At 48.1% G+C, this 23,842-nt stretch carries 18 protein-coding genes; 6 read left to right on the top strand and 12 right to left on the bottom strand.

Translation table 11 applies throughout. From position 1 onward, the window contains the following. Window positions 1-62: 62 nt before the first annotated feature. A complete protein-coding gene (gene codB, locus L1285_RS14795; RefSeq protein WP_235412974.1) occupies window positions 63-1,274 on the bottom strand; it encodes a cytosine permease in 1,212 nt (403 codons plus the stop codon). An 85-nt stretch (window positions 1,275-1,359) separates the two neighbouring features. After that, on the bottom strand, window positions 1,360-1,818 hold the full coding sequence (locus L1285_RS14790) for a DUF4920 domain-containing protein (RefSeq protein ID WP_235412973.1): 459 nt from the start codon (window positions 1,816-1,818) through the stop codon (window positions 1,360-1,362). Between the two features lie 210 nt (window positions 1,819-2,028). On the opposite strand from L1285_RS14790, the gene L1285_RS14785 reads away from it, so the two are divergent. Further along, a complete protein-coding gene (locus L1285_RS14785; RefSeq protein WP_235412972.1) occupies window positions 2,029-2,547 on the top strand; it encodes a hypothetical protein in 519 nt (172 codons plus the stop codon). Between the two features lie 115 nt (window positions 2,548-2,662). On the opposite strand, the gene L1285_RS14780 is transcribed toward L1285_RS14785, so the two are convergent. Both L1285_RS14780 and L1285_RS14775 read right to left on the bottom strand, forming a co-directional pair. Then, window positions 2,663-4,612 (bottom strand): hypothetical protein, encoded by a 1,950-nt coding sequence (locus L1285_RS14780; protein WP_235412971.1) that lies wholly within the window; start codon window positions 4,610-4,612, stop codon window positions 2,663-2,665. A gap of 137 nt (window positions 4,613-4,749) precedes the next feature. Then, on the bottom strand, window positions 4,750-5,211 hold the full coding sequence (locus tag L1285_RS14775; RefSeq protein ID WP_235412970.1) for a flavodoxin family protein: 462 nt from the start codon (window positions 5,209-5,211) through the stop codon (window positions 4,750-4,752). Window positions 5,212-5,278: 67 nt separating this feature from the next. Between L1285_RS14775 and soxR the strand changes: the two genes are divergently transcribed. The 3 genes from soxR to L1285_RS14760 all read left to right on the top strand — a co-directional run bounded on the left by soxR (window position 5,279) and on the right by L1285_RS14760 (window position 8,606). Next, window positions 5,279-5,806 (top strand): redox-sensitive transcriptional activator SoxR, encoded by a 528-nt coding sequence (gene soxR, locus L1285_RS14770; RefSeq protein ID WP_046004643.1) that lies wholly within the window; start codon window positions 5,279-5,281, stop codon window positions 5,804-5,806. Continuing rightward, window positions 5,803-7,590, top strand: coding sequence for a DUF885 domain-containing protein (locus L1285_RS14765; RefSeq protein ID WP_235412969.1), 1,788 nt, complete (start codon window positions 5,803-5,805; stop codon window positions 7,588-7,590). The genes soxR and L1285_RS14765 overlap by 4 nt, the downstream gene beginning before the upstream one ends. Before the next feature lie 554 nt (window positions 7,591-8,144). Further along, window positions 8,145-8,606: a GyrI-like domain-containing protein gene (locus L1285_RS14760; protein ID WP_235412968.1), complete on the top strand. Its 462-nt coding sequence runs from the start codon at window positions 8,145-8,147 to the stop codon at window positions 8,604-8,606. Here L1285_RS14760 and L1285_RS14755 read toward each other — a convergent pair. Then, on the bottom strand, window positions 8,603-10,096 hold the full coding sequence (locus L1285_RS14755) for a DUF3612 domain-containing protein (RefSeq protein ID WP_046004646.1): 1,494 nt from the start codon (window positions 10,094-10,096) through the stop codon (window positions 8,603-8,605). The two genes, L1285_RS14760 and L1285_RS14755, sit on opposite strands and share 4 nt — an antisense overlap. A gap of 305 nt (window positions 10,097-10,401) precedes the next feature. Between L1285_RS14755 and L1285_RS14750 the strand changes: the two genes are divergently transcribed. Both L1285_RS14750 and L1285_RS14745 read left to right on the top strand, forming a co-directional pair. Continuing rightward, window positions 10,402-10,893: a malate synthase gene (locus L1285_RS14750; RefSeq protein ID WP_125717863.1), complete on the top strand. Its 492-nt coding sequence runs from the start codon at window positions 10,402-10,404 to the stop codon at window positions 10,891-10,893. Window positions 10,894-11,210: 317 nt separating this feature from the next. Further along, a complete protein-coding gene (locus tag L1285_RS14745) occupies window positions 11,211-13,346 on the top strand; it encodes a cation:dicarboxylate symporter family transporter (protein WP_442960508.1) in 2,136 nt (711 codons plus the stop codon). 65 nt (window positions 13,347-13,411) lie between these two features. On the opposite strand, the gene L1285_RS14740 is transcribed toward L1285_RS14745, so the two are convergent. The 7 genes from L1285_RS14740 to L1285_RS14710 all read right to left on the bottom strand — a co-directional run bounded on the left by L1285_RS14740 (window position 13,412) and on the right by L1285_RS14710 (window position 23,716). Beyond that, the gene (locus L1285_RS14740; protein WP_235412966.1) at window positions 13,412-13,804 is read right to left on the bottom strand and encodes a DUF1294 domain-containing protein; all 393 of its coding nucleotides are present in this window, start codon (window positions 13,802-13,804) and stop codon (window positions 13,412-13,414) included. Window positions 13,805-13,870: 66 nt separating this feature from the next. Further along, window positions 13,871-16,051, bottom strand: a complete 2,181-nt coding sequence (locus L1285_RS14735; RefSeq protein WP_235412965.1) for an exonuclease domain-containing protein — start codon at window positions 16,049-16,051, stop codon at window positions 13,871-13,873. A gap of 327 nt (window positions 16,052-16,378) precedes the next feature. Then, window positions 16,379-16,819 carry a phosphate-starvation-inducible PsiE family protein gene (locus tag L1285_RS14730; protein ID WP_235412964.1) on the bottom strand — a complete coding sequence of 147 codons (441 nt, stop codon included), beginning with the start codon at window positions 16,817-16,819 and terminating at the stop codon, window positions 16,379-16,381. A 144-nt stretch (window positions 16,820-16,963) separates the two neighbouring features. After that, window positions 16,964-20,287 (bottom strand): PAS domain-containing hybrid sensor histidine kinase/response regulator, encoded by a 3,324-nt coding sequence (locus tag L1285_RS14725; RefSeq protein WP_235412963.1) that lies wholly within the window; start codon window positions 20,285-20,287, stop codon window positions 16,964-16,966. After that, complete coding sequence (locus tag L1285_RS14720) at window positions 20,287-21,423, bottom strand: ABC transporter substrate-binding protein (protein WP_235412962.1); 1,137 nt, start codon at window positions 21,421-21,423, stop codon at window positions 20,287-20,289. The genes L1285_RS14725 and L1285_RS14720 overlap by 1 nt, the downstream gene beginning before the upstream one ends. A 159-nt stretch (window positions 21,424-21,582) precedes the next feature. After that, the gene (locus L1285_RS14715; protein ID WP_235412961.1) at window positions 21,583-22,839 is read right to left on the bottom strand and encodes an adenylate/guanylate cyclase domain-containing protein; all 1,257 of its coding nucleotides are present in this window, start codon (window positions 22,837-22,839) and stop codon (window positions 21,583-21,585) included. 40 nt (window positions 22,840-22,879) lie between these two features. Next, window positions 22,880-23,716, bottom strand: a complete 837-nt coding sequence (locus L1285_RS14710; RefSeq protein WP_235412960.1) for an ATP-grasp domain-containing protein — start codon at window positions 23,714-23,716, stop codon at window positions 22,880-22,882. Window positions 23,717-23,842: the final 126 nt, after the last annotated feature.

The following is a 23,842-nucleotide window of genomic DNA, read 5'->3' as shown; positions in this document are numbered from 1 at the left end:
AAAGAGGGACGCAGATTATATCAGTTTAGTTAGCAATCCGCACCCCAGCTCCGACAGGTTCCTTACCTCTCCCAGCGCGAAAATACCCAGTAACTCAATGCAGCCCCCAGCACCGCATTTAACGGCACAATGCCTGGCAGAAAATGGCCAGCTAACACGCCCACGCCAACAGCTGCAAGGGCACTGTAACGCACCGTTTGCCACTGCATTTGTTCAAATGCATGATAGCGCTGTCTGTTAACCAGATAATCGGCTATCAGCACACCGCCAATGGGTGGGATGGCAGCCGACAAAAAAGTCAGCCAGCCAACAAAGTGGTTATACAACCATAACGCACTGAGTGTACCAACAACGCCATTAATCACTGCCAAATTACGACTAGACCAGCCGGTAATATTGGCAAATCCGAGGCCAGATGCATACAGTGCATTGTCATTGGTAGTCCAGATATTGAGGCCCAGAACCACAATAGCAGGTAAAAGTAAGCCTTGCAGCATCAGTACCTGAGCGATATCAGATTCACCCGTTGCAGCCGAGCCCGCAGCACCAAATATAAACATCAGGCTGTTGCCGAGGAAAAACGCAATCAGCGTGATCAGCACAGCACTGGCGGGCCTGCGAGCAAAACGCACGAAATCGGCAGTGAGCGTGCCGGCGGAAATAAACGACCCCACCACCAGTGCGATGGCCCCACTCAAAGGTAAGGGTGTTGCCGGTACTAAAGACTGTAACTGGTTCAGCCCCCCAACTTCCCCAACTGCCAGCCACACGGAGTATCCACCTAACAAAGCGATAGCGGGCACGGCAATAACAGATAGCGCCATTAATGCAGAAATTCCAAAATAAACCGTGGTCGTCATTGCCAGGCCCGCCACCATGATCAGCACATTGGTATCGATACCCGTTGCTTTTTGGACTGGGATTGCAAACATCGCCACGCCAACACCAAACCAACCCACCTGAGTGCCACCGAGCAACAACGAAGGCAGCCAGGAGCCCTTTACACCAAATGAAAATCGCGCCAGCAAATGCGTAGACAACCCGGTAGAGGCACCAATAAACCCAAGCGCCGCTGTGTATATACCGAGTAATAAATTACCGACTAACACCGCCAGAAAAAAATCGTTAAATGAGAGCCCGGTGCCCAGCGTCCCGCCCGTCCACATGCTCGCAGAAAAAAAAGTCAGCCCCAGCATCAGCAAAGATAAGGCTACCCCACCTTTTCTTGCCGACTCTGGAACGGGTTTAAGCCCATAATTACTGTCTTCAGTCACGCCCTTGCTTGCCTTTTTGGTAAAATATAATTGCCCAGTTGAGCACAAAACAGTGGAAACAATATGGAGCTTACTGTGGCTTTTATCAGAGAATAGTCACCGCGCTGGGTTTAAGCCGGTATACCGTGATCGGATTTTTCAGTGTTTGGGGGTCAAAGGCTTCACCGTTTTCCTCCGCTTTGTGAGCAAGGTAACGACGTGATTTTTCTAAACTCAGCTCGGACACCTCAAATTTACCGGTGGCCAGCGCTGTTTTGCCAATGGCGGACATTGGAAAAACCATGTCTCCGTCACGTACCTTCACGGTGATCTGCTCGCCCTTTTCTACATCCAGCGTCATCCAACAACCGCGCTTTTTGCATACCTTTGTCACTACCCCTTTCACTGTGACCTGGGTTTGATGGTACTGACTTGCCTTTGCCAGCAAGGTTGACGCATCAATAACATTGGTTTTGTCGGCACCGCCGGCGAACTCCATTGGCTGAGCAAACGCAGACGCGGCGCACACTATGGCAAGCAAACCCAACATTGTTCTTATTAACATATTATTCTCCTGATAAGGCATTCTGATTAGCCATTATTACAGATAAAGCCGTGATAACAAGCGCTTGCTAATTTTAATCTATGGATATACATGTTCAGCATGAAAAACACTAAAACCACACCTCATTTACATACCATTACATACTGCCTTGCAACATGGATGAGAACTACTTACCTTAAATGGGTAAACACTATCACAAAGGAAAATAGTATGAATAAGATGACCAAATCCGCTTTGGCAATGACAACACTAGCAATGCTGAGTACAACGGCACAGGCTTCGCCACAGGAGTGGCAAGGCTATTATAAGGGCCAGTGTGAAGTTATCTCTCCGGCGCGCGGGACCTTATATCAGTTTCCAATGTCACTTGAAATTGGTGCAGCGGTCGACAACAAAGCAGACTGGATCATTGTTTATGGAGAGGGAGAGCGTAAAAGTGTTCGCAACTATAGCTTGTTAACGCTTAATGAAAACCTGGGCCATTACGCAGTGGATGAAAACAATGGAGTCGTGATCGATCAATACCTGCTTAACGATGAATTCCTGAGCTTGTTTGAAGTAGGCAGCACCAAGCTACAGGCTTCTTATAAACTTGATAGTAATGGCAGCATTGACGTGAACATCAATACCTTCAGTGTTGACCCAATCCGTGAATCCAAAGTTGGCCAGTTCGTGGTATCCAGCTACCAGGGCAACACACAGCAAAGGTGTAAACTGTTTAAGTGGTAAACGAGTAAAGCACGACTCAAGCTGTTCAACGTCACGCTATCTGAGAATATAAATAATGTCAGACAAAGCGGGCAACCGTGCCCGCTTTGTTTTAATAAAGGTGAAACCTTTTTCGTTAACCTCCGCCCCCACCCGTGACAGTGCCTTCGACTGTCACCATTACATCAACATTTTCAGAGCGGATCCGATATTGAATGCTGGTTATCGCGCTGGCATCAGCAGACAAGAACAGATTAATCACCGGACCATCATCGTCAGATCCGTAATTAATTTGTATGCGTTTCTCCTGCTCAAGATTAGTGCGATCAAAGATAGCAACGATATCACTTGGCGCGAAGCTCGTGCCTGTGTCGAAGTCGATAGTACCGTCTGAGCCAATTATCACTGTTCCGCGTGAATGGCCTGCGCCTGTGACTGTATACTCACCCGCTCTTGCGGTAACCAGAGCAAGGTTAGTCACTCCCTCGGCAACAAATGAGCCAAGCAGCTCCTTCTCCATTGTAAACAGGTTGATTTCATTGAGCCCGGTCGGGGTCACTGACACGCGGTAAACAAACCCACTCTGCTCATCTTTATAGACGTACTCAGTGCCTTCCATCATGACATCATCTAGCGACATTTCATCCCCGTTATTTGCTTCGGGATCAGTGTCAATAAACAGCATGCCGGAGCTTGAGAAAGTAAATTTCACTTTTTGCCCATCAGCATAGCTGCTACCGCTTTGCGTTAAATTAAACACCATCATAAACGACTTACCTTTGAGTACATCCGGCAACATCACATCGTCGTCCATGTCATCATCGTCATCGTCTTTGCCAGTCAGCGTCCAGGTGTAAGTTAAATCGGATGAAACCGTTACCCCCTGAGTCGTGACTGAGTAACGCACAGAGACCACAATTTTGGTGTCTGAGCTGCTTACCAGTTCAAATGCCAAATCGTTGACTGTCAATTGCTGTTGAACAAATGAATCCTCAATCTGCTTTTTGATGGTTTCAAGGTCATTGGGATCAGGCGCAGGTACGTTATTGATCGTGATTGTTGGTATTTCTGTAGTGACACCCGCTACAGTCGAACTGCCTGTGATGGTCAAAGTATTTCCTTCACCATCGCTACCGCTATTGTCACCGCCGGATCCTGGGGACAAACCACCGGGAACAAAATCCAGATCTAGAGAACCCAGGTCCAGGCTGGCAAAAATGTCGTTCAGCCCCTCCAGGGTTTTTTTAATGTTATCTAGTGAAAACGTGGTGTTTAAGTCTGTGGTTAAACCCACTTGCTGGGCATAAGCCTGAATAGCGCTGGTATATTCGCTGATAAAAGTACTGGCATTATACAGAGGTGACTCAAAAGCTTTGTCCCCAACCTTGCCATCTATCGTGAGGTCTAAAAAGTCGGCGCGCAATGCATCAACAATGGCCAGCGCCGGTGAGCTGGATGAGCTGCCCAATTGTGCCAGTGCAGCCAGAGAAACGGCATAAATACCGGCCTGATCATTGCTTGCGGTCACACCGCTGGCCGCGTTAATCAATTGTGGAGGGGCTGTAATATCCGTCAAGGCAGGCGCCAGTGCAATACGCACCTGCTCGTTGACCAGGTTAACGGCCTCAGCACTGGTGGCCCCGGTATTCAATATAGCCGTTGTCGCAATTTCGGTCAGTGTGGTGACCCCAACTTCAGACTTAAAAGCACTCAATACGGCGCGAAGCGTGGCGTCAGCCGGTAAGGCCAAAAAAGTACCTTTAGCTTCATCAAAATACTCGGCGTCCCCGCCGCCCAAAACTTCGACAATAAAAGGCTCAGCTATTGCTGAGTTAAGCGTGATGGTCGCAACACCGGTTTCGCCGGTATTACCTGTCGCGCCTTCAATGGGTGTGTTATTGGCAAGTAAAATGAGCCTGACAGTTGCATTTTTGGTTAATCCCAATGCCGGGCTCACTTTGATTTCTGTGGTTTGTGCGGTTTGATCTGGCGTTGTGGTATTGTCGTCGTCATCATCGCCCAGGCAGGAGGCAAGTACGAGAACAGACAATATAACAAGCCAGTTGCGCAGCTTGTATATCTTCATGGTAATTCCTGGTTTTGACGGTTACTGATAATTACTCTGGCACAGCAACGGATCCACCTCATCACCATGCCACAGCACAAACAGTTTAGTTTAACGAAACAATTAACGCCTATTTTTTAACCAGAAATATCCTTTTTTTACTCGTTTTCTTGATAAGGGTACTGATGGTGAATTTGCTCACGACAGGTCATGCCCAGGTATTCACAGGTTTTCTGGATCACCTCGAGAAAGCACTTAGGTGCAGTCTCCTGGATGGAGTTAGATAATATCGAAAACTGTTTTTCACGTAGCCTTCTCAGCTCAGGCTGAAGTGTTTCATCATCCATAAAATCGGTAATACGATCGAGAAACGCTTTCATTTTTGGCGTTATCGCATACCAGTATACCGGCGAGGCAAAAACGATGTGATCGTAGTTCAGCACAGCCCGAAACAGAGCACGAAAATCATCTTCCGAATTACTGTGATTATAGCAATAGTCTTTAATATCATAATCATCGAGATATAGGCTATCGGCTCGCAACTGCTGCGCCAACTGTTGTACGGATTTTGCGGTATTGCCCTGCTTGTTTGAACTTGAGTAAAGAATGATCGACTTCATTGTGGTTCTCCTTTGAGTTATTTTCTGCTAGCATAAAACCTCAACCAAGATTGAGGTAAAGAGCCGAATGACCCCAACTCACACAACGGAGCGCGACGAACCTAAGCTCAGCGTCGGGCAAGTTGCAAAACGTGCCGATGTTGCAGTCTCCGCACTGCATTTTTACGAAAATAAAGGACTGATCCGCAGTTGGCGCAACAACGGCAATCAAAGACGTTACAAAAAAGATGTTCTGCGCCGCATTGCCATCATTAAGGCCGGCCAGAAAATGGGAATAACCCTGGCAGAAATTAAACAAACTCTGATGTCGTTGCCACACAGCAACACCCCAAGTAAAGAAGACTGGGCCCGTATGTCCAGTTTGTGGCGCGCGCAGCTAGACGAAAAAATAGCGTATATGCAACGGGTTCGCAGCATGGTGGATGGCTGTATTGGCTGTGGTTGTTTATCAATGAGCCGCTGCCCTATGTACAACCCGGATGATGTAGTCGCACAAGCAGGTAATGGTGCGGTACTGATAGATAACCCCGAGCAGGCAAAGGCCGCCAAATCTTGTTATGATGACGACAATAATAAAAAAGGAACAAGCGAATGAGAAAAACAGCACTCAGCCTCTGCCTGACAGCCATATTTACGCTGGCTGGTTGTGCTCAGACCACGACACACTCAGAGCCGCAGCAGTTCACTGCAGTGACTAGCCAACAAACCAGTGATGTGGCCTTCGCTGCATTCTCTGAGCAGTTTATCGAACAGTATTGGCAGCAGTACCCCGAGCTGTCGGTTTACTTTGGCTACGGCAAATATGATGATGTCATCACCATCCCAAGCGCTGCCAATCGCTCTGCCGAGCTGGCTTTTATCGCCACTCAGTTAGCAAAGCTCCAGTCATTTGATTTAGCTCAGCTCAGCGACCACCTTAAAATCGATTATCACCTGATTGAAAATACACTCAAGCGCGCCAAATGGGAGCTGGAAACGTTCAAGAGCTGGCAATGGAACCCAAGTAGCTACAATGTATCTTACGGCTTTGCCAGCATTATGAACAGCCGCTTTAAGTCTGAGGATGACAAGCTTCGCCAGGTGTTTAAGCGACTCAAGTTTGTACCTGAATACTATGACGCTGCACAAGCCAACATTGACCAGCCAACGCTGGAATATACTCAGCTCGGGATCCAGCAAAACAAAGGCGCATTCAGCGTTTTGACGGACGATTTGCTGACACGTGTGGATGCGCTCAGCACCTTTAGTGCCGAAGAAAAGGCCGAGTTCAAGCAACGCTTTGCCAACGCTAAAACGGCAATTCATGGTTACATTGACTTTCTGACTGCGCTTGAACAGGAATTGCAAAAAACCGGTAATGCTCGGAGTTTTAGGATTGGAGAGGCACTTTACGAAGACAAATTTGCGTTTGATATTCAGTCGGGATACACCGCCAAACAAATGTATCAAAAAGCCCTAGCGGACAAAGCCCGCGTCACTGCTGAGATGATCACACTGACCGACCAACTTTGGCCTAAGTATTTCCCCGATACGGTGCGTCCTGGCGATGATACACAAGCCATTGCAACACTTATCAAGCACCTGTCTCAGCGTCATGTTGAAAAATCTCAGTTTGTAAACGAGATTAAGCGCCAGATCCCTGAACTGGAGCGCTTTGTGATGGAAAAAGACTTGCTGACACTCGATCCCCAAAAGCCGCTGGTTGTTCGCCAAACACCGGACTACATGCAAGGCTTTGCACTGGCGTCTATCTCTGCACCAGGCCCTTATGAGAAAAAAGAAAACACCTATTACAATGTTGAACCGCTGGATGCCCTGACGGATGCACAGGCAGATTCTATGCTGCGTGAGTACAATCACTGGATCTTACAGATCCTTAATATCCACGAAGCCGTACCGGGTCACTATACGCAATTGGTGTACTCAAACACCTCTCCTTCGTTAGTGAAAAGCATCTTTGGTAATGGTGCTATGGTTGAAGGCTGGGCGGTCTACACTGAGCGCATGATGCTGGAAGAAGGATACGGTAATTTCGAACCAGAAATGTGGCTGATGTATTACAAGTGGAACCTGCGCGTCATTTGCAACACCATTTTGGACTATGGCATTCAGGTTAAGGGAATAAGCAAAGAGCAAGGACTGGATTTACTCATGAACGGTGCATTCCAGGAGCAGGCTGAAGCCGAAGGAAAGTGGCGTCGGGCCACACTCAGCCAGGTGCAACTGACCAGTTACTACAGTGGATTTCGTGAAATTTACGATCTGCGCGAAGCGCAAAAGAAACAGCTGGGTAAAGACTTTGACCTCAAAGCCTTTCACGAAGAATTCCTCAGCTACGGCAGCGCCCCCGTAAAGTACATTCGTCAATTGATGAACTAATACCAATTTCACTTAATACTTGTTTAATTTGAAGGAGCAAATATCACGCTAACTGTGTTAAAAATTTCTTATTTAAAACAACTAAATAGCAAAATTTTTGCCTCGCCTATATGGATGTAGGTGCCTCAGCGATAGCAGGACGCGGGAGCGGTGTTATCGACGACATTTTCTCGCCTCAAATTAGAACACTTAATTAAGGAAATTGGTATATCCAGTATGCCGGGCTGAAAGGTCCGGCATATTATACTGATTTCAATCATAAGATTTTCGGGATCATCCATCGACTCTGGCGAAACCATGTATTATGGCTCATATAAGACTAAAGCCGTGTCACTTTTCCTTCCCAGCGACTTGCCTAAAACTCACACTATGTTACCATTCGGCCGCTTTATTAATAGTCTAAGTGATTATTTAATATACATATAAAATTGCAATCTCCACCTCTTTGGAAAAGACTTACAGACACGCCAGATGTTGTGACTTTGTCAGTAGACAGGGACAGATATTCGGAGTAAAGCAATTTAGCGACATACGACGAGTAATCAGGGAATCCAATGGAAGTAAAAACGTTCGCTCCACGCCAGGTTGTGGGGATCTCTACCCGCACCAACAATCACCACGAACAGACCGAAGGAGAAGGTCACATAATCCAGTTGTGGCAAACATTTAATCAACGCTATGCCCCTTTGCTTAATCAAGGCGCAACACTATATGGTATCTACTCGCACTACGAGTCGGATCACCATGGCGACTTTAAGGCCACCGTTGCCACTGATGCAGCGGAGCTGATTGCGCATGCTGACAAAGATCAGGCACTGCAACCACAGCAACTAAACGCCGGGCGTTACCTGAGCTTTGCCGCTCAGGGTGAAATGCCGCAAACCGTGATCCGCCTGTGGGAGCTTGTATGGCGCTACTTTGAGCAAACAGACTGCCCATACCAACGCGCCTATTTGCAGGATATAGAAATCTATCATAACAGTGACGAAGTCGAGGTAGCCATCTCAATTCTTTAGTCATAACAACCGGGTTGTCGGGGACAGGCTTTACCACGTGTACATATAACACGGACATCATTGGCTATGCCCCGCTCTATCCAATTGATATTCAAAATTTTAGCCACACTTTGCAGTTGCTTTTTCAAATGCCAGGGCACTACGCTGGCACCCCCTTGCTTAATACACAAGGCCTGGAGCTCCTGCACAACCTCATTGGCATCCAGCCCCTGGGCCGCGATCGCCGGGTTAAGATCTATCCCGGCGCAGAGCACATGAGGGTTATCTGCAACATCATTCACTTTGATGGATTCGCAACAATAAAGCCGTGGCTGATTATTAACATTGAGCACCGACAGTTGCGCGCTGGCCTGCATGGCCTGCTGTTGAAACTTACGGAACACCGCCCAGTGCTGGCAGGGATCGGCCACACTGCGCATATTGCCCCAGGGCAAAGGGATACCATTACCACGGTACACGGCTTTGAGCTTACCCGGCAAATAGGCATCAAAATAGTGCCAGTGTGGATAAGGCGAAGCCACTGTCATCCTGCGCATAGCCACCGACGGTGAAATGCCCAGCGCCTGATGAATGTGCGTTTCATATCCATACGAATCAAGTAATTGGCGATATGCAACTTTAGGACATAGCAGCGCACCGGCAAAAAAGCTCGACTCAAAGTCGTGCCAGGCCGAGAGAATATCCTGAGCATTCGGTGCAGACTCGTCGGTATTTGCTGCACCACTGACGCCACCCGAGCCCAGTACACATTGCAACCCGTCTCTGTTGTGCAACACCGCGTGGCCAAGATGCACGGCCAGGTCGTACTTCAGTCTGGGCTGGTTTTGCTGCAACATGCGATTGATATGCACCTCATTTGGCGGCGCAAAATAAGAGGTGATCACACGCGCAAACACATGGCCACTTTCATCGATTACTTCGCCCGGTGCCTCATCAAACCAATGTACCACCAACCCCTGAGCTTTGAGCATACTCAACAGGGCATCAACATCGAGATACAGGTCTTTGCCGCCCACTTCTTCCGCCGCACGCTCAAGATCCGGAAAGTGATTCTGATGATGCTCCTGATGCGCGCGGATCAGCAAGTGTGCAAACTGACGTCCGCTGATCCCCGTTTGTGACAGCATTTCCGGAATCGCAATTTGCAAAATATCATTATCAAATAAAAAGTTAGGCTCCAGCGCCATCCCACTGATCCCACCATGCCGGCCTTTTTGCGGAGTGATTTCGTTCACCTCGGGCTCATTGTCCAAAAACCAGTCTACCGGCTTTTGAAATACTTCGGCCAGGTTCTCCAGCATGTCGCTGCTGGGCGTGCGTTTACCTCGCTCAATCATTGACAGGTAAGACACCGAGGGCGCGGATTGTGGGTCGACACGGATGCAGCGGGCAGATAAGTCTTCAAGAGTTAAGTGATTTCGCTTGCGTAAATTACGGATTTTGGTGCCCAGAAAGTGTGACTTTCTCATGAGTTCTGAATTTTTTTTCACCGCTTCATTCCTGTTTACGTCTGTAAGGCGCCTGAGCGCTGTGCTTACTACTATGCCACAACACATGGTCAGACCAGTTTTTGTAAAATTTACACTGTAAAATTCTTTTTGTGAAATTTATCGATTTTTTTTCATACACTGAATTTGTCAACAGAAGACTCTGCACTCCCGCCGGGACTAAGCAGGTAATTAATAATAGTAGCGATATTTTGCCTTGTGACGACAACGGGTGAATTGATAAGCCAGCAGGCTCTCACCACACAGGCAACGGGTATCGGGTAACCTTGGTAACTGGGAATACACACATGAAAGCACAAATTCAGCATACAGAACTAGAAAACACCAGCACAGAATGTCAAAAGCTGATCGTCGCAAAGCAGTACCTGGATCAACACTGTCCTTTGGAGTTCGGCTCTCACAAAGACGTCAGCTCCTATGTCGTTTACTACAATCACCTGATGGTGTTCTTCGCCGACGGCCAGCACTGCGGACTCAAAAACTGTAAGCAATTTGTGGCGTTATGTGGCCACCGTGAAGCGCCCAGCGCCATTTTGCTGAAAAAAGCGGACGGCATGCATATTGAACTCAGCTTTGACACAGGATGTGAGCCTGGCCGCCATGACCGCGCCCACCTGAACGATGTTCAGTACGAGACGCCGCTCAGCCCGGTCACTGGCACTGGAGAAGCACTCAGCCCCATGTGGATGAGCTTTGTTTCTGGCGTACAGCATGCGTTGGTCAACCAGCAAGACCGCAAATGCTACCGAGCCAAAAACGGTGACGATTACCAACTATAGTTGATTGTTCCCGCTCCTGGCGATACAAATCAAAGCTTGAGTGCTCACACAAATGTAAGCACTCAAGTTTCAATAACTCGGCACAATAATAAGCTGTTCATAGTAAAATCAATCGAGCATGGTTCGTTTGGACGTCTGCGCACACAGCCACCTCAACAAACCAATCACTATTATTTGCTTGCAAATACACCTGCAGTTTTACTTATCTGCGCTGCATTCAGATTAATTTCAGCTAACCTCAATATAATCTCGCTCTTTTTATTGCGTACATGGGGATTATGAAACTCGTTTTAGGTTGGTTGAAGAGCATGAACTGGATGCTCTGGGCATTGTTACTCGGTATTGCATGTGGCCTTATTTTTGGTGAACGGGTGGCGTTTTTAAAACCACTCGGCGAAGGGTTTGTTAAACTCATGCAGATCACCATTTTCCCTTACATTGTGGTCAGTCTGGTGGTCGGGCTGGGTAAGTTTAATCCTGATCAGGTTAAATCCATTCTAGTCAAAGCAACCACTGTCATGGTAAGCCTGTGGCTGGTCGGCCTGGCTGCCATTTGGGCGTTTTCACTTACGCTGCCCAGCCATGATGCCGGGACTTTTTTCTCCCCCGCCCTGGTGGCCAGCGCCCCGGAAGTGGACTTTGTCAGCCAGTATATTCCCGCCAATCCCTTTGCATCCATGGCCGAGGGCAATGTGCCCGCACTGGTGATTTTTTGTATTGCACTTGGGCTGTCGTTAATTTCAAACGGACAAAAGAATAACCTGTTAGACGTGCTTGAAGTCGTGGGTCAGGGGCTCTCTTTGATCTCGAAAAAGATCATTAAGCTTTTCCCGATTGGGATCTTTGCAATGACCGCCAGTACCGCCGGCACCATCAGTATGGAAGAGCTCAACAACCTGCAAATTTATCTGGTGCTGGTTACCTGTCTGGGGGCTTACCTGATGTTTGCCTTGCTGCCCATGCTGGTTGCAGCATTAACCCCGGTTAAGTATCGCGACCTGATCATGGTGATGCGCAATGCATGGATCACCGCATTCAGTACCGGCAACGTATTTATTGTCTTACCCGTGATCACGGAGGGGATCAAAGCCCATCTGGCAAAAATCAAACGCAGTGATGAAGAGTCGGACCATATCGCCGAAGTGCTGGTGCCCATTGCTTATACCTTTCCAAGCTTAGGTAAGCTGACAACATTGATGTTTGTCACCTTTGCAGCCTGGCTGACAGGCAGCCCGGTTACGCTGGATCAAATACCCAATGTCACTTTATCGGCCATGCTGAGCTATTTTGCCAACGTGCATATTGCCATTCCTTATCTGCTGGACAGCCTGAAGATCCCGGCAGACAGCTATCAGTTGTATCTGTCGATGTCGGTACTGACCGCTAAAATTGTCTCTCCGACCACAGTTATCTATATTTTTTCCTTCGTGCTGTTAAGTATTTTCTATACCAAACGCCAGCTGCATCTTAAGCGGATCCGCTCGGTGTATTACCTGACTTTACTCAGCGCCCTGCTGCCTGCATTTATGTTACTCAGCTTTACGGCCAACAATCACCTGGCCCGCGACACGCAGGCGGCCGATGAGATAATTGCCAATATGGTGGTTTCCGATAAAGTGCCGGCAGAAGTGCTCAACCATGTGCCCAAGGCCTATCAAAGCGGTGAGCTGTCTCTGACCAACATAGACGTGATCAAAAAACGAAACTTACTCAGGGTGGGCTACCTGGTCGACAACGTGCCATTTAGCTACTTTAACCAAAAAGGAGAACTGGTCGGTTTTGATATCAGTCTGGCCCATAAACTGGCTGCCGACCTGAATGTGAAGGTTGAGTTTATTCCGTTTAAAAAGTCGCAACTGGCTGAGTACCTGAATAAAGGCTTCTTTGACATTGCGATGTCGGGACTGGAAATTAATGTTGCCGACCTTAGTCAGGTCAGATTTAGTGATCCAGTGCTGCAATTACAAATGGCTTTAATTGCCAAAGATCATCGCCTTAAGCAACTGGCCACCCGGGAGCAGGTGCTCAGCTACAAGGATCTGCGCCTGGCGCATGTGGAATACACCCCGCTGATGCAGGACCTGGCAAAAAAATATCCTCATATTCAGGTGTCGGCGTTGTCGAATCATCAGGCATTCTTTGAATCCGACGGACAATTCGATGCCATGGTGATAAGCGCTGAGGCTGGGTTTGCCTGGAGCATGTTCCACCCGGAATTTGGCGTTGTTGTGCCCAAAGGTGCCCAGATGCAATACCCAGTCGGGTTTGCCGTTGCCAAGCGTAACCTGGACATTCTGAGTTTTGTTAATGCCTGGCTCACCATTGCCAAAAGTCAGGGGCAAATTACTAAGAGCTATGATTACTGGATCCTGGGCAAAGGCACGCAAAACAAGCAGCATCGATGGTCGTTAATGGACGAACTGGACTACGAGTTTGAACTCAAGCTCGATTAATAGGCCGGTGGCAGACGCAAGTCTGTCACCTAACTTTCCAAAACTGCAAGCCAGGCGCTTGGGTATTACATCAAATAACCAATCAGCACAGTGACAAAGGCCAAGAGCTGAAGCAGGTACAAAGCCAGTAGTTTTAATAAAAACGGCAGCTTGATTGTTTTATGCCTTAACACCGACATAACCGGTAAGGTTGCCATATGGCATGATCCCGCAGAGACAAGCAGTAACAGGCGTTCGGACAGGCGTTCGGACAGTCGCTCAGTGCCTTTTTTTGCTAATGCTTTATCTCTTGCATATACCCCAAACACAATGGCACAAGAGATCAGCAGATACACAGGGATGGACCAGGCAGGAACAGACAAAGCTATCAGGTTGGGTGCTATCGCAAATATCAGCAGTAACGCAGACAACCCCCAGGAAACCTGCAACAAAGAATAGACGAGATACTTTTTATACACAGCAATGACTGTTTACTCAGGACATGAGGAGCAATGTACACTAAACCCCTCAAACAAACACCCCCGCTAAGTTAACGGTTGCTGATGTGCAAGCCTTTGCGCGTTAATCATCACAAATAACTCGGCCGTTGCTTGTGCGTCTGCCATCGCCCGGTGATGTTGGGTTAAGGTAATGCCCAGCTCGCGGCACACATTGTTTAACGCATAAGACTTCAGGCCGGGCAGCCACTTTCTGGCCTGCTGAACCGTACACAGCTTAGGCTTTTGGAAGGTTTGCTCCAGACGGGCAAACTCAGCCTTGATAAAGCCCATATCAAAGTTGACGTTGTGCGCAACAAAAATGGCATCCTGCATAAAGTCTTCCACTTGCTGTGCAACCTCAGAAAAACGCGGTGCATCAGCCACCATCTCATTACTTATACCCGTTAATTCGGTGATGTATTTCGGGATCCGCCGCAGCGGATTAACTAAGCTTTGCCAGCGCTGTGTCACCTGGCCATCAACTACTTTGAGCATGGCAATTTCGGTTATGCGGTCAAACTCTTTTTTGCCTCCAGTCGTTTCCACATCTATCACAACATAGGCCTGCTGCGGCGCTATTTGCCAGCACACTTGCTGAATATCCACCTTAAAGCCCGACTCCATCAGGCGTCTTATGGTCACCAGCTGATTACGTCGAAGGCTGTCGCCTGGCGCTTTAATTTCAACAAATGAGACGTCGGTACCTTTAATGCAAATAAGATCCGGATAGCCATCTTTGAGCATTTTAAAATCTTTACACATGGCGCGCAGATGTGCTTTTAACGGCGCAATGGGGAGCAGCCGGGCCACCATCAGTAAGAGATCTATGCCTGGCTGATGCCAAAATACTAAACGATTCGGCTTGCCAAAATGCGAGCCTGCCTGGTGCAACAACCAGTCGAATAAACTTTGATTATCTGTAATACCAGCCAGGATCTGCTCGATTTGCTCGCTATGTACTTCATAGAACTGGTTATATTTAAGGCTCTTGGGGGTTAAGTCAAACTCGTTACTGGGTGCACTGGCATCAGATTCATACAGCGCGGGCCAAAAAGCCAATACAAATAACATCCGCCAGAACTGGTTTTCTCCATGAAAGGCCTGGCAACCCTGACGGCGATACCAGGCAATGGCCCCTTGTTCAGGATAGCCAACATAGGCCTCGTCCAGCGCAATCGGTGTGCCGCTTTGACGCAGCATATCGGTGAGTACTGAGGTACGCTTGGTGGTGAATTTCAGCGCTGAGAAGTCTTCGGCAAATATCAGCAGCTCTTCATTTTGTGGGCAAGCTAACACAGCCTCCAATTGCGCCTGACAGGCCTGATGCTCACCAGCGCTATACAAAGCACGAATGTATTTTTCCTGTGCTTTTGGGTGATTGCTGAGCTCAAGCATAGCCATTGCTAATTGCGCGTCGTCCTGCTCCAGCTGGCAAGCCAGTTTGTGCGTCAGTTCATCCCGTCTTGCCTGTGCCATCGGCCCCTCAGCGACTGGCACCTGCTGTTCGCAAATTTGCTTTGCCAATGACACTTTGCCTGCCAAATCCAGAGTTTTCAGGTTTTTACTCTGGACAAGATAATAATAGGCACTTTGCGCCTCTGCCAGTTCCGAAAAATGCGCATTACCAGTGGCAACGCCCTGTCGCGTTTGCATTACACCCAGGTCGCGCAGTGAAAATTGCTGTAAGGTGCCGCCCAGTTTGCCAAAAAATAAAAACAGCCAGTATTCAAAGTCCGCTTTGACCGGCGCCGACAGGTGAGCACGAAAGACAGATGTATCCGCCAGGGAAGCGCTTTTGCTTTGTGTATGGACAAACTCAACCCACAGAGCTTTTTTCGCCGATTTAGCCGGCGCTGCAACAGACGCAGAACCAGACGAAATCAGCTCAGCGGCAATAGACTGTAACTGCTCCTTGGTGAGCTCAGCCAGCAGTACATCGCTATCTTCATCTTGTGCCACACTGATCAGGCCGTTGCGCGCCAGTGCCAGCAGCGCAGCATCAATATCGTTAATTTCTGCGTAGTTAAGCTGGGCTCGGGTTACAAATACGCGCTTGCGATTAATGATCCGCAACAACAGGCACAGGCAATCCTCATCCAGAGATGCAAGCTCCCTGAACAGCGTTTGCTGCGCCGGGCTTAGCAAATGAAGGCTGGTTTTTGCAATAAACCCATGCAGCTCATTAAAGTGGGTGAGGTAATACTTTTCTGGTAACGCTTTTAACATAGACACTCAACCCCGAAAACCAAAACACTGTATATTATCACAGAAATACCAATTTGCTTAATTAAGTGTTCTAATTTGAGGCGAGAAAATAAGGTCGATAACCAGGCGAAAATTTTGCTATTTAGTTGTTCTAAATGAGAAATTTTTAACGCCGTTAGCGTCGTATTTGCTCTCTCAAATTGACCAGGTATTAAGTAAAATTGGTATAAAATCCTAAGCTAATCTGGTCTGAAAGCAAAGCCCGTTGTTATGCAATATTAGTTAAGCGCGCGTAAGGTGGTTGAGAGAAAAGAGTTTGAAAACGGGGCCGCAGCCCCGAAGTAAAGATTAGTGACTTTCCTGCTCTGCGAGGTGTTTTTCGCGCTGATATACCAGTACAGAGGCAATACGCAATGCGCCAAGTACAAATAAAAACGCCGAAAATGCGTAGAACATGTCTGGCTTAAGGTCATGTTTGAACAGGGCAATCAAAATTTCCCGGATCACAAACACAATCGCACCATCAACAATAAAGGTCAGCCTTAAACGATGGGTATTAAAATATTCAACCAAAGAGCGCGACAGCTCAATCAGCACATACAGCGTCAATACATCCGCAATGATATCGATGTAATGCCCGGTGATCCCTTTAAATGCCAGCAGCTTCCAGGTGGTCACGAAGAGTTGTAGTGTGCCAATGGCAATGCCGATGATGATAAAGAGTAAGATGACTGCAAAGATTGCATCAACAGATTTATCAAAAACCACTTTTATTTTATTGCTTATCATGGTGTCAATTAACTTAGTTACAAGGTTAAATGTACAGTGCCGAGCACACCCAGCCTGTACAAACTTTACTCACCCTGAGCAAAGCCGCGCGATAATAAGGCTAAGCGCAGCAATTAGCTAGCATTATTTTGATACTCTTTATTTTTATTCTTCGACCAGGATTTGCTCATACTCCAGGTGCTTTTTCAGACAACTCAGCAGCGCCTCTATGGATACAGGTTTGCTCAGATAATCGTTCATACCGGCTTCAAGGCATTTTTTCTCATCACCAACCATGGCATTGGCGGTGAGCGCCACTATGGTAATGTCCATATTCGACTTACCGGCTTGCCCTTTTCGAATGGCTTTGGTGGCATGAAAGCCGTCCATTTCAGGCATCTGACAATCCATCAGCACCAGCGAATAACCTTCAGAGTGTTGATACTCTCTCAGGTTACGCAGCGCCTCACTGCCATCATTAACAACATCCACAGATTCAATATCGAGCTTTTGCAGCATACTGACTGTCACTATCTGGTTAACCTGATTGTCCTCTGCGAGCAAAATACGCGGCTTTGGAGACCACTTAACCTTTTTCGTATCCTGGTGCGGGTCTTTCATGCTCTTCAAATAATGGGTCGTCACCAGCGGCTTGGCATTTGCCAGCGCCTCGCCGTCATCGGCAACCACAGACAGGGCATTAAATAAGTCTTCCGTGGTTGCAGGTTTGGGAAAATACCCCGAGAAGCCCAGATCTGCAAAGTAAGAAGCATCGCCCTGATGACCAATGGAGGTCATCATAATGAGCTTAATCCCCCCAAAACGCTTATCTTCTTTGATGGTTTTGCCCAGTTGTGCACCGTCCATATTGGGCATTTGCATATCCAGCAAGGCAATATCAAACATTTTGCGCTGACCATCGTGGTAGCGCTTTTCACATTCAGCCAGTGCGGCAATACCGGAAGAAGACTCAAACACCTGGGCGCCCCAGTGCCGCAGTTGCTGGCCTAATACCGTCCGGTTTGTCTGGTTATCATCCACTACTAAAAGCTCAAGCTGAGACATGTCCAAATCAGGCAGTATTTGCTTTGATTGTGCACTTTTCTCAAGTAGCACGGAGAATGTAAAGGTACTCCCCTCACCTTCTGTGCTTTGCACTGAGACATCGCCGCCCATCAGCTGGCATAACTTTCTGACGATGGCCAGACCCAGACCGGTGCCGCCATATTTTCGTGTGGTAGAGGAGTCAACCTGAGAAAAGGAGTCGAACAGGGCCGCACTTTTGGCTTTCGGTATGCCTATCCCCGTATCTGTAATGGCACACTCCAGACGCAGTAGATTATCTTCCTGTTCCGTCAGTTTTCCCTGGATAATCACTTCGCCCTGCTCGGTAAATTTAATCGCATTACCAACCAGATTCGCGAGAATTTGCCTGATCCGGCTTGGATCTCCTTTGGCCATACTTTGCTCGATATCCAAAGTATCCAACACCAGTTCCAGCCCTTTACATTGCGCCTGCAAAGCCGCCGACTCGGCAAAGTCTTCAAACATGCCGCGCAAGTCAAAGTCGAGCATTTCAAGCTCTAACTTTCCGGCATCTACCTTAGAAAAATCGAGTATGTCATTGATCAGGTTCAGCAATGAGTTGGCACTGCTCATCGCCAGCTTAACCCTGTGGGTTTGTTGCTCATCCAGCTCATTGCTGAGTAGCAGATTCAACATCCCCAGCACGCCGTTCATGGGGGTACGGATCTCATGGCTCATGGAGGCCAGAAACTCACTTTTCGCCCGACTGGCCTGCTCGGCCTGACTTTTTGCCTCTGCCAGCGCTCTTTCCTGCGCGATTTCCTCAGAAATATCCTGAATGATCCCCACATAGGCAACCAGCTCTCCCTGGTCGTTGCTCACCGGTGCAATATGCAGGTTGTTCCAAAACGGCTTGCCATCCTTTGTGTAATTGAGGATCACAGTGCGGTGCGCCTGGCGATGTTTAATCGCTTCGACCATATTGACGACCACTTCTGGTACAGTGTCCTCGCCCTGTAAAAACTTACAGTTAGTCCCCAAAACCTCGTCGCCATAGCCCGTTATTTTAGTAAATGCGCTATTGATAAAGGTCAGTGGTAAGCCCTGCACTTTGGCATCCGAAATAATAATGCCCACATCACAGGACTCGATAGCATAGGCAAGCAAATCGTTGTGTTCTTTTGCCTGGCTTAGCGCCTCCTGATACATTTTTTGATCTGTGATGTCGGTCAAAGACCCCGACATACGAATGGCTTTTCCCGCCTCATCGCGCAGTGCCAGCCCTTTTGAGCGAAAGTAGCGATAGTCGTTTTGTTTGGTGCGCAGACGAAACTCTACGTCAAAGCCACCTTTACCATCTAAATGATCTTGTAACGCAGAAAAAGTCGCACTTCTGTCTTTTGGATGTAAATGCTGCTCCAGCACCTCAAAGCGATCTGCAAAGCCGCTGAGATCATTGGGGCTATAACCCAGTAACTCTCTGTATCTTGGCGAATAAAAGACATCTCCGCTTTCGATATCCCAATCCCAGATGCCATCATGACTACCGGCTATTGCCAGTTTAAAGCGCTCCTCGCTTTTTTTGATCATTTGCTCTGAGGTCTGAAGACGTTTGAACGGATTCAGCAGTAACTGGCGACCAAAAAACAGCAACAGCAGGAAGGATAAAGAAAGCCCAATAAAAATGGCCTGGCCAAGCTCAACAGTAAAATCAAACACGCTGTCGTCTATGGTCGACTGGCTGATCATCAGACTGACATGAATATCAGTGCCCGGCATTTGTGTATTGTGCAGCACAACATATTCTGCACCAGGCGCGGCGTTACTGTAATCGACCCATTGCCCGGACAACTCGACCGCCAGCGCCTGATTGCTCAGATCCAGGGCCAGCAAATTTGCCAGATCTGTATCAAACTCAGCAACCAGCACCCCTTCTGTAAATCCGTTGTATTCAATGGGCACGGCAATGACAAAACTAAATAACTGTTCGTTTTGTTGTAAAATCACCGCATGTGGTAAGCGCCCGTCAAGCAGCAGCTCAAGCCACTCTTCCTGTTTGCCGGGCTCTGATGAGACCTGGCCACTGCGATATACCGGCTCGCCCAGCACATTGTACAAAGACAAGGGCTCCTTTTTGCCCAGGATCCGATACTCCCCCAGAAAGTCAGACAAAGAAGCACGCGAAATATCTGACCCCATCACGCCGTTGGCCAAAACCGGATATTGCGCCAAGTCTTTAAGCAGTACCAGTCGGGTACGCAAAAACTGGCCAAGGTTACTGACCCCTAATCGCGCTTCAGTCTGTCGTACTTCCGTTTGTACCTGCCGAATGGCGGTATCGGCATGATTGCTGAGCATCACCAAACTCAAGGACACTGACAATATCAGGCTACACAACAAAAATGCGTAGAATGCCTTGTCGGAGCTCATTTTAAATAGCGACTTCACTGCATTATTTTTCATTAGTTATTTAGCACCTTGATACTGCCATCAGCGTTGTAGCTGGCCATACAAATGTCTTCCAGGCCCAGCGCCTCATGGGCATCTGGCTGCGACTCTGACCAGGGTGAGAACGGCTTCTCGTACACTTTCAGCAACCCCTGAACTGGCTGCTTGAGGTCTTCAAGCGCAGCACGCAATGCGGCTCTGTCTTGTTTTACATCGCCGCTTAAAACGATTTGTTCGAGCGCGCCAAGCAGGACCCGCCCCAAATCATAGCCGTGAATAAACCCGGCCGGAGACTGAATAAATCGGCCATCAATGACTTTGTCCGGATAAGCGCTTACCAAGCGCTGCCAAACCTGCGCAGCAAATTCGCTATGCGGCCGTTGCTGAAATGAGAAGCAGCTTTGCAGAAAGTGTAAATCTATGCCCGCACGCAGTTCATCAGCCACCTGCTCGAAAAAGTGACCACCCGTTATGCCCCAGTGACTGATAATGGCTGGGCGCTGTGCTTCTGGTGTCTGCGCAACCGCTTTGACCAGTTGTTTGCCCTCCAGCGCATTACCGACATATATCACACAGTCATGGCCGCTGCTGACAATTTCTCGCAGCATGATTTTGGTGGCGTTCATTTTTATGTTCCAGTTAAACCAGGTCACGGGCGCCTCGGGCTTGTCCAGTGCCCGGGTGATGGTCTGATAATTTGATTTACCCCAGGGGGTGCGCTCCAGCAACATGTGTGGCGAACGACACTGCTTTTGCCTGGCAAATTCCACCAGCCTCAAACCGGCTTTGGTGTCATCAATAGAGAGTCTGAATACCCAGTTGTTGGCGTCTGGGTACCGTGTTATCGGCCCACCCGCAGCCCAGGGCACTAAAAGCAAAATACCCTGCTGGTTAATAAATTCGCGATGTTTGATATATGGCGGTGAGTGTAATCCACCGAGCATCAGTAACGCATTGTCGTCCTGCAAAAAGCGTCGCATGGTCAGTAAACTGCGATTACTATTGCCCCTGTGGTCCTTTTCCAGCAATTGCAGCCTGAACCCCTGAACCTCAAAGTTGCGCTCACTGAGCGCACTATTAAAGCCCATTTTCATGGCTTCAGCGGACGCGTTATGGCTGCTGTAATCCGAGTCATGGTAAATATGCAGCACGGGCCGCTCTGGCGCGTTTGCCTGTATACTGAAAGTCACAATACAAAGAAAAACAGCAAGCAGTGTCCGTTCCATATTCATAAGCGCGTTAAGTAACTGATTATTTAAAGTTAGACTATTTCATAAAGATTGCTTAGCGCAACACCTTGTTAATCTTTTTTAGTCGGGATAGTGATACACCTCGATAGGCTGACTGCGCCCGGTAAGCTCAACCATGGCAACCCGTTTGAGCTGTGTCAGCCGGGACTGGTGTACACTTTGCTCGCTGATCAGCAGCGGATAGTTTAACTCTTTGGTTTTGCTTTCAATCCGAGCCGCCACATTGACTGTATCGCCAATCACAGTGTAGTCCATACAGCTGCTGCTACCCACATTACCCGCAATAGCATCACCACTGTGTATGCCAATGCCAATCGCAATGCGCGGCAAGCCCTCTGCAACAAATTCCTGGTTGAGTGCCTCCAGCGCCTGAAGCATCTGACGGGCCGCTTCTATTGCGTTTTTAGCGTTGTTTTCTTCTTCCTGAGGCGTGCCGAATACAGCCATGATCGCATCACCGATAAATTTATCAATCATGCCCTGGTGAATAAAAATAACGCTGCTCATGCGCGAAAAGTAGCGGTTCAGCAATTGCGTGATCACTTCCGGGTCGTGCTGCTCACACAAACGGGTAAAGCCGCGGATATCCGCCATCAATACCGTCACATCGCGCCTTTCGCCACCAGGTTCTATGTCAACCTCTCCCCGCTCTACCGCTTTTACTAATTGCTCAGGCAAATAGCGCAACAGGCGCTCGCGATGGCGCAACTTGGTATAGGTGCCGGTGATATAACTGGACAAGGACCAGGCTAAAAAACCCGAGCAGATGATGATCACTTGCTCGTGGATCTCAATGGCTCTGGCTGTGTGGCTGTGCTCGAGCACTAAGGTCCCGGTCACCACGCAACAGAGTGTGGAATAGTAAATGATCAGCTTACCCTGGCGAAATGCACTCATAATATTAAACAGCAACAAAACACTCACCAGCATGAGTTCGAATTCAGTCTGGTGGAGGTCCTGCAAAAAGTGTTTAAATACATCCAGCGACTCAATTTCGACCGATACCACCAGAATAATAGTGTAATCGAATAAGATAGAGACATATTTGAGCCAGGGTTTGTAGCCTTCGGAGCGAGACCAGTGTGAGACCAGAGCGCACCAGCAAGTCACCACGGCGATGGTGGCCAAGTCAACGACCACCAGCGTGGTATCCCAGCCGATACTGTATAAACCAATGGCCAGTTCAGTAAGGAATAAGGCCATCAGGCCAAAAAAACGCAGCTTATTAACATGGCGCTCCATGTCCATTTCACGCCTTTGGTAACAGTCGGTCAGCAGGGTATCAAAACTGCTGTCTATGTCCTTTAACCATTTCATTGTTGGATAACCAGATCACAGGGTTTCCAACAGTTTAGCCCTAAGTTGTTCGATTATTCAGCTTTTGTAGCATGTTTTTGTACATGCTGGTGACCGCCGCAGGCCCAAGTTCAGGATTATCTATGATCAGGTGATTAAACTTAGGGGAAGAGTTCAGTTCAATCAGATAAAAACGGTCATCCTGACCCAGGATAATGTCAAAGCCAACAAACCCGATATTTGCCAGCTCAAACACGGGCTTAACAAACTCAAACAGCGCCGTGAGCAAAGCCTCATCCTGCTCAAGTGTGGCAACTTCATTTTTCTCCCAATAGCGCACATTAAATGTCTGCGCCATGCCCCTTTTATAGGCCAGCAAGGGTTCACCAAAGCCGCACACCAGACGATATTCAGCCTTGTTCTCAACGTAGGCCTGCGCCAGCGCCAGATAGTCATAGTGCTTTGACTGACCGTTGAATATCTCACCAAAGGCAGCCACAAGCGAGGCTTTATCCTGGCATAAGTGAACATTCACACCCAGTGCGCCGCTATTACTTTTGACAACTACCGGATAGCCAAAAGTATGCTCAACTGTAGCAACAATTTCATCCATGTTTTGGTACTGTAAATAGTGTTTGTACTCGTCTGGCACATTCGGATCGAGGAAAGAGAGCGTCTCGGGCATGGTTACTGCTTGATTAAACGCCTGATATGAATGCATTTTGTCACGGCACAGGCCGTAAATGGACTCAGAGTTAAAAGGGGTTTTATTAAGCTCAAAGTACTCAACACCATGGTTGAAATACACCCTGACCAGGTTTTGTTCGCGGTCGATACATTCGTGTTTTAAGCTCAGTTGTTTACATGCCTCTACCAGGCAGGCGACCTGTCTTTCCAATTTAACGCTCCGTTTTCAACAGCCTGATGCTGCCATCTTTCATGGCGGCAAGTATCCCTGTGAATAACCTGTTTGGCAAGCCCGTAAAGTCAGTTTAATCCGACATAAAAAAAGGAGGCATGGCCT

The sequence above is a fragment of the Pseudoalteromonas sp. DL2-H2.2 genome (genome assembly GCF_021532535.1).
Classification (GTDB): Bacteria; Pseudomonadota; Gammaproteobacteria; order Enterobacterales; family Alteromonadaceae; genus Pseudoalteromonas; species Pseudoalteromonas rubra_A.
The sequence above is the reverse complement of the archived record's forward strand: the minus strand, read 5'-3'. Positions and strand labels throughout refer to the sequence as shown.

What these genes read in the sequence shown, in the direction of transcription:
- L1285_RS14790 (WP_235412973.1), bottom strand. Translation starts at nt 1,818, where the DNA reads ATGTTAATAAGAACAATGTTGGGTTTGCTTGCCATAGTGTGCGCCGCG.
- L1285_RS14785 (WP_235412972.1), top strand. Translation starts at nt 2,029, where the DNA reads ATGAATAAGATGACCAAATCCGCTTTGGCAATGACAACACTAGCAATG.
- L1285_RS14780 (WP_235412971.1), bottom strand. Translation starts at nt 4,612, where the DNA reads ATGAAGATATACAAGCTGCGCAACTGGCTTGTTATATTGTCTGTTCTC.
- L1285_RS14775 (WP_235412970.1), bottom strand. Translation starts at nt 5,211, where the DNA reads ATGAAGTCGATCATTCTTTACTCAAGTTCAAACAAGCAGGGCAATACC.
- soxR (WP_046004643.1), top strand. Translation starts at nt 5,279, where the DNA reads ATGACCCCAACTCACACAACGGAGCGCGACGAACCTAAGCTCAGCGTC.
- L1285_RS14765 (WP_235412969.1), top strand. Translation starts at nt 5,803, where the DNA reads ATGAGAAAAACAGCACTCAGCCTCTGCCTGACAGCCATATTTACGCTG.
- L1285_RS14760 (WP_235412968.1), top strand. Translation starts at nt 8,145, where the DNA reads ATGGAAGTAAAAACGTTCGCTCCACGCCAGGTTGTGGGGATCTCTACC.
- L1285_RS14750 (WP_125717863.1), top strand. Translation starts at nt 10,402, where the DNA reads ATGAAAGCACAAATTCAGCATACAGAACTAGAAAACACCAGCACAGAA.
- L1285_RS14745 (WP_442960508.1), top strand. Translation starts at nt 11,211, where the DNA reads ATGCTCTGGGCATTGTTACTCGGTATTGCATGTGGCCTTATTTTTGGT.
- L1285_RS14735 (WP_235412965.1), bottom strand. Translation starts at nt 16,051, where the DNA reads ATGTTAAAAGCGTTACCAGAAAAGTATTACCTCACCCACTTTAATGAG.
- L1285_RS14730 (WP_235412964.1), bottom strand. Translation starts at nt 16,819, where the DNA reads ATGATAAGCAATAAAATAAAAGTGGTTTTTGATAAATCTGTTGATGCA.
- L1285_RS14725 (WP_235412963.1), bottom strand. Translation starts at nt 20,287, where the DNA reads ATGAAAAATAATGCAGTGAAGTCGCTATTTAAAATGAGCTCCGACAAG.
- L1285_RS14715 (WP_235412961.1), bottom strand. Translation starts at nt 22,839, where the DNA reads ATGAAATGGTTAAAGGACATAGACAGCAGTTTTGATACCCTGCTGACC.